This is a genomic window from Moorena sp. SIO3H5 (genome assembly GCF_010692395.1).
Lineage (GTDB): Bacteria > Cyanobacteriota > Cyanobacteriia > Cyanobacteriales > Coleofasciculaceae > Moorena.
Window position 1 is genome coordinate 1 of the sequence record NZ_JAAHHS010000296.1, and the last position, 9793, is coordinate 9793.

The window sequence follows — 9793 nt, forward strand, 5'->3', positions numbered from 1 at the left end:
TCTACAATGGTGCTTTCTGGGAATTACCTCAAACCTAATCCAATCCATGGCAACAGGGGAAAGATACCGGCAGTGGAGAAGAAGCTTCCTAACTCAGTCGTTCATTAACAGCTTCAAACTAACTATTAACAACTAACTACTAACAAACCAATGGCATCTGAATCACAAGTCAAACGTTATCTCACCTACTGGTTCCAGTTAGGCAAAAAGGTTGTGATGCGCAATGGTTTTTTAGCTATGCAACCACAATCACTTACAAATGGCAAGCACTACAGCCAAGAATTTGAAACGATTTGGCAGCTAGCTATTTCACCAGAGACTGGTGATTGTTACCTAGAAGGAACTGATGAAACAATTGCGGATTTATTAACACCCAAGTGGGATATACTTCCTTGTTCCCGTTGTGATATGCCTGTACCCATTAAAACCGCTGGGATACCACCAAACTGTTGTCCCTGTTTTGATTTACCCACATGGCCCAACACAGAATTGCCAGCACCACGAGATCCAGTGTGTAGTAAAACTGAACTAAGAGGGATTTGCGATCGCTTAAATCAAATTGCTGAGGTGAAGGATAAAGGGTGAAGGATAAAGTATGTATGCGTTCGCGTTCCCTGGAGAAGTAGGGTAAAGGATAACTTCTAACTCCTAACTCTTCACTCCTCAGTTTACCGGAGAGATCGCAGTCGTGGAACTGAAAGTGTTCTACTTGGTGACATTTGGAAGAGATAATAGAGGGAGAAATTCCCAATTACCAATTGAGAGTTTATATCTTGATTTATCGTTTGTTTTCTAATCCCAAAGAAAGATCAATTACAGCTAAAACATAATTACAATAAGAAGAGTCTTGGAAAAGGAAAGATACCGTAAAATCCGTGAGCGCACTTTGCAGTTGTATAATAAAAATCCACTGCTCTTTAAACATTTTCATGACATTTCAGGTGGAATGAAACAGGTTCCCTCCGCAATCCCTACGGGTAATGTGAACTATCTTTCAAATCATGATTATTTATTGGATTATCATGATTTATTTCAGAGAAATATGGGAATATTTGATAAACATTTTGTAGCAAGTATTCCATTCTTGGTTGAAGAAAATTGCCGCATAGGAGTAGGCATATATCGGTTAGCTCAACACTTAGTAAAAGAGAAGGATAATTACATTACATTATGGGAAACTGGTGGCGGAGATGGTGTAAATGGACGAACAATGGCAGAATTTTCAAAAGGCTTGATTAGAACACTGTCAACTAGCACTAGTGTGAATAGCAAAAACAATTTTTATCGATTGTGTAACCACGATTACTCGAAATTCCATCATGGTTCCTTCATAAACCTAACGCCAGAATATATAACTTCTCAACAAGATTTGAGTTTTTTATATAACGGGTTCAACATCATATATGAAAATGTTACGTTTCCATTCTATGGATCAGAACGAGAAGATTTAATAGATTATGTAGCAAGGCTGCTTAAGAAAGATAGTCTGATAATTTTTCTAGAGAAGCTCAGACATCCAGATGAATCAGAATATAGAAAGCGAGAGAAAATTAAGGATGACCAGTACAAAGCGAACTATTTCTCAGATAGTGAAATTGAGGAAAAACGTGTGGATATGCTAGAAGTGATAGAGCGAGGGCAAGTAGACTTTAAATCTCTTACAAATGCCATCAAAAAGCATTTCAAATACGTTTATTTAATTTGGAACAGCGCAAATTTTTATGAATTTGTGGCTTCAAATAATGAATTGATTGTGTCCAAGTTTATTGAGCTTCTTCCTCCTATTTATGTCCCCTCTCCATTTTGTGCGGAAAGCAATTTGCCGAGAAATCTTTAGTAAACTCGAGTCGGTGATACACAATATCCCTCTTCTGTCGCTCTCCGAAAATGGTTCTACCGGACTTGTTATGCCAATATTGAGTCTTTAATCTATAAAAGCCTTACAGGGCAATACTTTCGTTCAAAGAAACTAACTTTTTAAGTTAATTCCTTGCCCTGTAAGGCTTTGTGCCTCATTTAGCATAGTATGTACTGAAGAAGCTAAAATACTAGTTTTTAGCTTGTAGAGTCGCCCAAAAAAAGTTTGGTGATTTCGATAATTGTTATATAGAATACTCTCGTTTAATTAAAAGTGAAAGATTTCACTAAAAGCGATTAGTTTAATTGCCGCATATGGGGGAGTTTATCTGCCCCATATGCTAGTGCTTTAGACAGTCAAGTAGATCACAGAGTTTTGAGATACTCAATCAAAGCTTTCTTATCCTGTTCAGGTAAATCAGTACCATAGAGATGTCCTTGGTTACCGTTAGCTATAACGGTAGTATCGTATCTAAAACCCTCCTTCTCAGCGTTTGGTCCCTCCGAGACAAAGCCGACTTCTTCGGGATCATAGACATCATATCCCCGGTAAAATACCTTCGTCCGGTTCTCAGGAGTTTCCAGTAAGTTGGTTAGGTTAGGCACCGAACCATTATGGAGATAAGGAGCTCTTAGCCAAAGTCCATCAAGGGCTACTGCCACATAACCATTAGTCTTACGCAGGTAGTCAAAGTCCCATTCATAGCCTTCAGCGTACTCATTATAAGCATCAGCTGCTTCCTGAGTCCACATATCTAAGCGGTTGCGGTCAGTACCAATCTCATCGATCTCAATAACAGTTCCTGTCCGTTCTCCACCAAAAGCATGGCAGGATGCACAGGTATTAGCAAAAATCTCACTACCTTTTGCTGCCAATGTTTGATTAACCTCAAAAGGATATGGGGGAGGAGGTAATTCAGTAATATAATCTTCTACCCGCTTTAAACCTTCGATATTAATCGACTTCCTAGTAGCACCATCACCGATTGCCCCAGTCTGGATGGTTTCCCTCAGTGACGTTTCTAAGCCATCCCAATGATAGGCAAATCCTTCATGCATTTTTTGATTCCAAAGGGGCATCATGTCGGAGTTGTCAACAGAATCATCTAGAGGCTGATCTAAGTATCGAAACTTAACAGGGTTGAACGGAGAGATCCGACCAGGTCCCCAGTCCGGACGAGATTCCATCCACGCATATGCTTCCTCAAGTTCCAGAATTGATTTCCTGGTCTGAGGAATAATTACATAGCGATAAAGTAATTTATCAAACCAAGAAAGCTCATAGTTATATCCAATTTCTCCAAGAATATAGTCGGCTGTAAATCGTGGATCATTGGCACAAGCTTGCAGAAATCGGAGGTAGCCTTGAGAATCAAACTTATTGGACGGCCCTGCTGCAATAATCGTGGGTTTATCTTTAGGAGTTTTGCGAAATGTAGCCGTATGACAGGCAGCACAAGTTATGCCCTGACGGGGAAAACCAATAGTTTTTTTAGAAAAGCCAACAGGTAATTCTTTCCCCTCTTCCCAAATAATTCCCAAAGAGGTATAACCACCAGGTCCTGGTAGTTTGTCTGGAAATATCCGGGGAAGCACCAGCCAAATTAAATACGGTACACCTTCAGCATTTTCTGTGCCAATGGAACCATACTTGAAATGTTCTTCTGGCGACTCATAATCGTAATAGGTGGGAGGATTGGGGTCTTCTCGAAATAGGTTGTACCATCCCACGTAAGCTACAACTCCAGCCAGCAAGAAAATACTAATCACAATCGTTATTAGTATTGTCCCTAATTTCGTCTTCACCATTTCCATAACGTTATTTTTTTCCCTACTGCTAGATAGTGCTGAGTGCAGTGCTAGGTGATAAGTATTACTATTCCCGAAAAGTTAGGATAATCCCTTGGCTGTTTGTGAAATAAAGGGTTGTTGAGTTTGCAGGGCAAGGAATAATAGAATTCCTTGGATAACTGCGAATACAAGGTCAACCAAAGCAATACTCAGAAATCCCAGATCTTGACCAAATAACAAGACAGCCGTTATAAAAAACGTAGCTCCACCACCTCGTGTGACCAATATGGACATCCAAGCTGTTGCTTTATAGCGATAGGGATCCATGGCACCAGGAATGTATAAAATACTGATTTCCAGCAACAGCAATCCTGCAGCACGTACCCAGATAATCGGCACTGGAATTTGCATTTTTAATAACGAAAGCATGACTTCTGGTAAGAACAATAAGGGAATGACAAAAAACACCACATTGATAATGATGCCAAGCCATACTACACGACCAAACCATTTAGCGTAAGTGTTCATTTAACCTCTTACCTCTTGATTAAATCTATTTATTGAATCTACTTGTTGTGAAATAAAAATTTTGTTTGTCAAAAATTCTGTATAGTTATAGCACTACGCATTCAGATGTTTAATATTTATAAACTCCGAAACCTAGTCCTAGCTTACTTTTGACTTCTGACTTCTAACTTCTGACTTGCCCGTAGCGCTATATCCCTTATTAAAGGGTCTTCATGTACTCCACTAAGGCATCTTTTGCTTCTGGAGAGAGGTCAGTTCCATACAAGTGACCAGTATTGAAATTTCCAGGAATTGTTGTATCAATATTAAAGAATTTGTTGGTATGATCCTCGGCTACATCGGAAACAAAACCAACCTTTTCTTGATCGAAAACATCATCACCCCGATAGAATTCTTTGGGTCTGTTTTCGGGGGTTTCCAACAAGTCTCTGAGGGTTGGTACTGAACCATTGTGTAAATAGGGAGCTCGTAGCCAAATTCCATCTAGGGGCACATTGGCATAGCCATTGGTCTTGCGGAAATGGTTGAAACGCCTTGGTGTCCCGACAAAGAGGGTATTTTGGTTAGAAAGCAGTTCATAGGTGTAGGAATCTAGGCGATATCGGTCTGTACCAATTTCTTCAATAGGTGTTACCTTGCCAACCTTTGAACCACCAAAAGCATGGCAACTGGCGCAGTTGTTTTCATAAATTGGTTTACCCACTGCTGCCAAATTTTGGTTAATCTCATAGGGATAGGGCGGGGCTGGTAATTCCCACAGCCAATCAGCAACCCGTTGAATCCCATCCAAATCTACGGTGGTTGGTGTCACCCCTGCACCCAAAGCAGCGCTCAGGTTCCGCTCATCCACCGAGTCATTATCACCATCCCAGTGCAACTGCAAACCCTCACGAGGCTTCTGATTCCAGATGGAGGGAAAATCTGCACCACCAATAAGTTCATCAGGGTCTAACTGATCCATCGGGAAGCGAAATTGTAGGGATTTATAGGGATTAAACGTATCCACCCGCCCAGGACCGCGATCAGGTTGGTTATTTAAAAAGGCGAGTAGGCTACCCTGAGCAATTAAAGCATCCCGAGTCTGGGGAATAACCAGGTAGCGATAAATTAATTTCTGGATGGGGTTGAACTTTTCCCCTTGGGCTGCAATCTCTGCCAAAATCCGGTCAGCGTTGAATCGTGGATCAAATGGTACTTGGGAGATGAACTTGATGTACCCCGATAGATTGACCGTATTGGAAGGCATGGTGGTGATTACCCTGGGTGTACTATCAGGGGTATCTCGTACTGTACCAGCATGGCAAACTGCACAATTTAAACCAACACGGTCAACTAAGATCCGACGCTTTGAAAAGCCGATGGGTCTGTCTTGCCCTGGTTCATAGAGAAAGCCTAATGAAGCATAACCCTCACCGGGTAGCTTATCTGGAAAAATTGCTGGCAGTACTTTCCAGATCCAGTAGGGAACTCCATTCACTGGCTCGCTGCCAATGGAGCCATACTTAAAGTGGTCGTTAATATCTGCATATCTAACTGGGGAGTTGGATATCAACGGCCAAGCTATCACAAGGGTGATGACTAGTACAACTCCGATAATAAGAAGCCAAAACCGCTTTAAGGTTTTGAAAGCACCCTTGAGTAGGGTTGGATTTTCTGATTCACTCATCAATTTCTTACTTGTGATCTATAAAAATAGTGCGTCAGTGTTGAGTGCTCAGTCTTGATTTACTCAAGACTTACCCTTGTATCCAAAAATGAACGCCATTTGTAGGGGTACACAGCCGTGCCCCCTCAACCTATGTACCGTAATATCCTAAGTCTTATAGAAAAAAGCATTCGAGGAAAGCGATTAGCCCGAAGGGCGTTGGCTAGCGATCGCATTCTCTATAAGATGTAAAGAAACATTTCTATTTCTTAGAAGAGGTTTTTATTCCTCTTTGTTTACCAAGATAATCAAGAATTACGAGAATGGTGGTGGGTCAAATACAGTCATCACCTGTTCAATCATTTTGTCGTGGTCGTCATTATATCGGCGCACATCGTAGCAGCCTAGAGGGTTTTGTAGGGCATTGAGCAAGCACCTGTTGCAGTAGGTGCAGGGTCGGTCTGGCAGGTCTTTTCCTTGCTGAAACTGCTGGACTAGGTCATTATTGGCAACCAGAGGGCGGGCTATACTAACCGCATCACAGAATCCTTCACTAATCGCCTCACGGATGTAGGATGCTTGCTGAAAACCTCCGGTGCAGATGACTGGGATATTCACATGCTTTTTGATTTCCCGAGCATCACTGATGCTAATACCTTGGTATTTATTTAGGAGTTCCTGCATGGTTTGACTTGATACAAACTCCCGGAAGGACTCGTCCAAGGCTTTATCCTGTACATCTTTGCCCATAATCGGCTGAGTCGAACCCTTTCTGTAAACTCGGTTCCACAAGAACAAGAAGATGGGAAATAGGAATCGATACCGGAACAGTAAGTAATTGCGGAAGGTATAGATACCGCTTCCGAGCATGATCTCGTACCATCGGTATGCTTCGTCCTGGGGAAACTCACCAGGTGGGTTCAACGGGTGGGGAAATAAGCTTCCAGTAGATATATGAAGGGCATCTGCTCCAGCTTCCTCCACCCACTTACAGATTTGGATAGAGTCTTCCAGGGTATTTCCAGGCTTATCCCAAGGAATCACAGCATCGTTGTATTCCACTGCACTGATTTTTGCCTGGAGGTGAAAATCGTTTCCTACCTCTTTGCGTATTGCCTGGATAATCTCCAGTAAGAAACGAGCTCGATTTTCCAGAGAACCGCCATACTCATCCTTGCGGTCGTTGATGCCTGAACTCAGAAATTGGGTAATCAGATAGCCATTGGCACTGTGCAGTTCTACCCCATCAAGTCCTGCTTCACGAGCTCGTCTGGCACCATCAGCGAATGCCTGAATCATTTCCTTGATTTCCTTGCGTGTCATTGCCTGACACTCCAGCCCATGAAATGACTCAGTTTCACTGGTTGAACTCAAACCCTTATTATGCAAATTCTCCACACCACCAACATCCCGCTGACGACCAGAGTGGCTCAGTTGCATCAAAAACTTACAGTCATATTCATGAACTTTCTCCCCCACTTTGCGCCAGAAAGGAATTCGATCATCCCGGTCAATCGTGGCATAGTTAGGTAAAATTCGTCCTCGGATTTGGACGGGTGTAAAGGAAGAGACGATTGCACCGACGCCGCCTCGGGCAAATTTCTCTTCCCAATTGATCCGTGCCTGGTTACCGGAACCATCATAGTTGTCAAATCGACCAGAAATATTAGAACGAAATATCCGATTCTTTAGGGTCAAGTTTCGGAACTCCAAAGGTTCAAAAATTATATCTTTTTCCATTTGATTTAGTTGAATCTTGGCTTTTGTCGGAATAAAGCAAGCTACAAGCTCAATGCCTAGCATTCCAGATGCTGGCCGAATATTTTTTTAGGAAAACTATTTAAGGATCTTATTGAGAGTAAATAACAATAAGGGTGTCATTTGTCTTTTTTCCTTTCTATGTTGTGACGCTTATTTGGTCTGATGCCCGATTCTCTGGTACGCGCTGTCCCTAGGGTAAGAATAAATTACTGTCAGTGACTATCTCCTTTGACCCCATCCCCTTGCTTTGGGTCAAAGGAGGAGTCATTGAACTATCACAAATTTGTATAAGGGCGTTTGTTGGCCAATTTTGGTTCAGTCCTGACAAAATCTTGCTCCCCAGTTGGATGTTGTTAAGTCTCTCCTCGAAAAACTATAATTTCCAACACTTTCCATTATGACTTAACGACCATTGATCTTTCATGATTATTAAGTTTTTTAACAACAATCGGGTTTTGGAAAAGCTCCCTGTGAGGATAAATATCAAGGCAATAGAGAAATTTTTCGCAACTGAAGCACCTACTTCACCTAGCGCCCCCCTTGTCCCTCAATTTCTCAAAAGTATGCTATACCTCAACTATAGTCCCTGTGTGTGCTTCATTGGTTTGATTTTTCATTGCCCTAGGATCTGGTGATCTGCTTAAAATGTAATTTAAGTTACAACTGCTATTGGATAACTATAACCTACATAGGATTTCCATTTGAGTTGTGAACATAATCCCTTAGGAAAATGCAAAAGGCAAAATTAAAAAGGCAAGAGCTTATCAAGTCTCTAGGGATTATTTATAATGAAAAAAACTCGAATCATTGTTTCCAACTCCTTTGGAAAAGCTATCGAAATAATTCTTCAAGATTTCCTGGGTTAATTTTTGTTAAAATACACCTCAAATGAATCTAAAAAATCAGGGAAAGGATATTCCCAAAACGGCTCTGATTACTGGTGCATCCAGTGGAATTGGTTATGAATTTACCAAGTTATTTGCTCGCGATGGCTACAAGTTAGTACTAGTTGCCAGAAGTGAGTCAAAACTATCTCAACTGGCCGAGGATTTTAGGGAAAAATTTGGGACATTTGTCAGGGTTATTCCGAAGGATTTGTCAGTACCAGGAGCTGCACAGGAGATCTTTGACCAGCTGCAAGAGGAAGGTACCAAGGTTGATGCACTAGTCAACAACGCGGGATTCGCAACCTATGGAGCTTTTGCTGAAACAGACCTGGCTACTGAACTAAACATGATGCAGCTAAACATAGTAGCCCTGACCCATTTGACCAAATTATTTCTGCCAGCTATGGTGCAACAACAGTCTGGAAAAATTTTAAATATTGCCTCCACAGCAGCGTTTCAGCCTGGTCCGTTGATGGCAGTATATTATGCTACGAAATCCTATGTCCTATCCTTTTCTGAGGCAATTGCCAATGAACTAAAGGGTTCAGGGGTGACGGTAACTACTCTGTGTCCAGGACCAACAGAATCGGGTTTTCAAGCTCGGGCAAACATGGAAGACTCTAAGCTGGTTAGTGGACAAAAGATTATGAATGCTGAAACTGTTGCTAGGATTGGCTATCTTGGTCTGATGAAAAATCGAACTGTTGTTGTCCCTGGTATCAAAAACCAGTTGCTTGCCCTGAGTATAAGATTTATGCCCCGAAATCTAGTAACCCAAGTGGTCAGAAGCATGCAAGAAAGCAGCCACTAGTTCTGATCAAGGAGTAGATTGAGAAATTCTCGCTTAAGCTTATAGCCTTAAGGAAAATACAAGCAATGGATAAGTCTGCTGGAAAGGCTCAAGTAGGATTTGTAAACGAAACAATGAGCAATGAATAATGAACACCTACCCTTCTACCAATGTAATCGACTTGTTACGGCTTCTGGGTAATCTAGCCAGTGGCTTTATCCGTAACCCCCGTGGTTTCGACCTTGAAAAAGTATTAGGGGCTTGGATTGATGATGTAATCAAACGCTATGGTAGTAAAAATGTCATTCTAAACTTTCTTCTCAAGAAAGTCTTGCTAGTATCTGGGCGTGACTTATCAGACCACATTTTACAAGACCCACCGAACAGCCAAGGCTATATCGAAGGCAATCTCAAGAAGGATGGTATGTCTTTCCTTGCCCCCAACGCCCTCACTATCAGCCATGATCAGCAGTGGCAGCGCCTGAGACCTTATAACGAGGGAGTGCTTGGCACAGGTTGCCAGCACCAGTACCA

The 9793-nt window shown here is 41.8% G+C and carries 8 protein-coding genes; 4 read left to right on the forward strand and 4 right to left on the reverse strand.

Features of this window, described 5'->3' with window-relative positions; genetic code table 11:
* The first annotated feature begins 150 nt into the window (after positions 1-150).
* Entirely contained in the window at positions 151-585 is a 435-nt protein-coding gene (locus F6K52_RS25740) for a hypothetical protein (RefSeq protein WP_293084849.1), read from the forward strand.
* Positions 586-847: 262 nt separating this feature from the next.
* On the forward strand, positions 848-1837 hold the full coding sequence (locus F6K52_RS25745; protein WP_293084852.1) for a hypothetical protein: 990 nt from the start codon (positions 848-850) through the stop codon (positions 1835-1837).
* Between the two features lie 386 nt (positions 1838-2223).
* Here the strand turns inward: F6K52_RS25745 and F6K52_RS25750 are convergent, their stop codons facing one another.
* The 4 genes from F6K52_RS25750 to F6K52_RS25765 form a co-directional block, all read right to left on the reverse strand.
* Positions 2224-3666 (reverse strand): c-type cytochrome, encoded by a 1443-nt coding sequence (locus F6K52_RS25750; RefSeq protein ID WP_293084855.1) that lies wholly within the window; start codon positions 3664-3666, stop codon positions 2224-2226.
* Positions 3667-3747: 81 nt separating this feature from the next.
* Positions 3748-4176: a hypothetical protein gene (locus F6K52_RS25755; RefSeq protein WP_293084859.1), complete on the reverse strand. Its 429-nt coding sequence runs from the start codon at positions 4174-4176 to the stop codon at positions 3748-3750.
* A 199-nt stretch (positions 4177-4375) separates the two neighbouring features.
* Positions 4376-5842: a cytochrome c gene (locus F6K52_RS25760; protein ID WP_293084862.1), complete on the reverse strand. Its 1467-nt coding sequence runs from the start codon at positions 5840-5842 to the stop codon at positions 4376-4378.
* A gap of 294 nt (positions 5843-6136) precedes the next feature.
* Complete coding sequence (locus F6K52_RS25765; protein WP_293084865.1) at positions 6137-7561, reverse strand: NADH:flavin oxidoreductase; 1425 nt, start codon at positions 7559-7561, stop codon at positions 6137-6139.
* 909 nt (positions 7562-8470) lie between these two features.
* On the opposite strand from F6K52_RS25765, the gene F6K52_RS25770 reads away from it, so the two are divergent.
* Together F6K52_RS25770 and F6K52_RS25775 are read left to right on the forward strand one after the other, a co-directional pair.
* The gene (locus F6K52_RS25770) at positions 8471-9280 is read left to right on the forward strand and encodes an SDR family oxidoreductase (RefSeq protein ID WP_293084868.1); all 810 of its coding nucleotides are present in this window, start codon (positions 8471-8473) and stop codon (positions 9278-9280) included.
* A gap of 127 nt (positions 9281-9407) precedes the next feature.
* Positions 9408-9793 (forward strand): hypothetical protein (locus F6K52_RS25775; protein WP_293084871.1); only part of this gene is annotated, 386 nt, incomplete at its 3' end.

Bases quoted from the DNA above. Each gene is read 5' to 3' on its own strand.
- F6K52_RS25740 (WP_293084849.1), top strand. From the start codon at position 151: ATGGCATCTGAATCACAAGTCAAACGTTATCTCACCTACTGGTTCCAG.
- F6K52_RS25750 (WP_293084855.1), bottom strand. From the start codon at position 3,666: ATGGTGAAGACGAAATTAGGGACAATACTAATAACGATTGTGATTAGT.
- F6K52_RS25755 (WP_293084859.1), bottom strand. From the start codon at position 4,176: ATGAACACTTACGCTAAATGGTTTGGTCGTGTAGTATGGCTTGGCATC.
- F6K52_RS25760 (WP_293084862.1), bottom strand. From the start codon at position 5,842: ATGAGTGAATCAGAAAATCCAACCCTACTCAAGGGTGCTTTCAAAACC.
- F6K52_RS25765 (WP_293084865.1), bottom strand. From the start codon at position 7,561: ATGGAAAAAGATATAATTTTTGAACCTTTGGAGTTCCGAAACTTGACC.
- F6K52_RS25770 (WP_293084868.1), top strand. From the start codon at position 8,471: ATGAATCTAAAAAATCAGGGAAAGGATATTCCCAAAACGGCTCTGATT.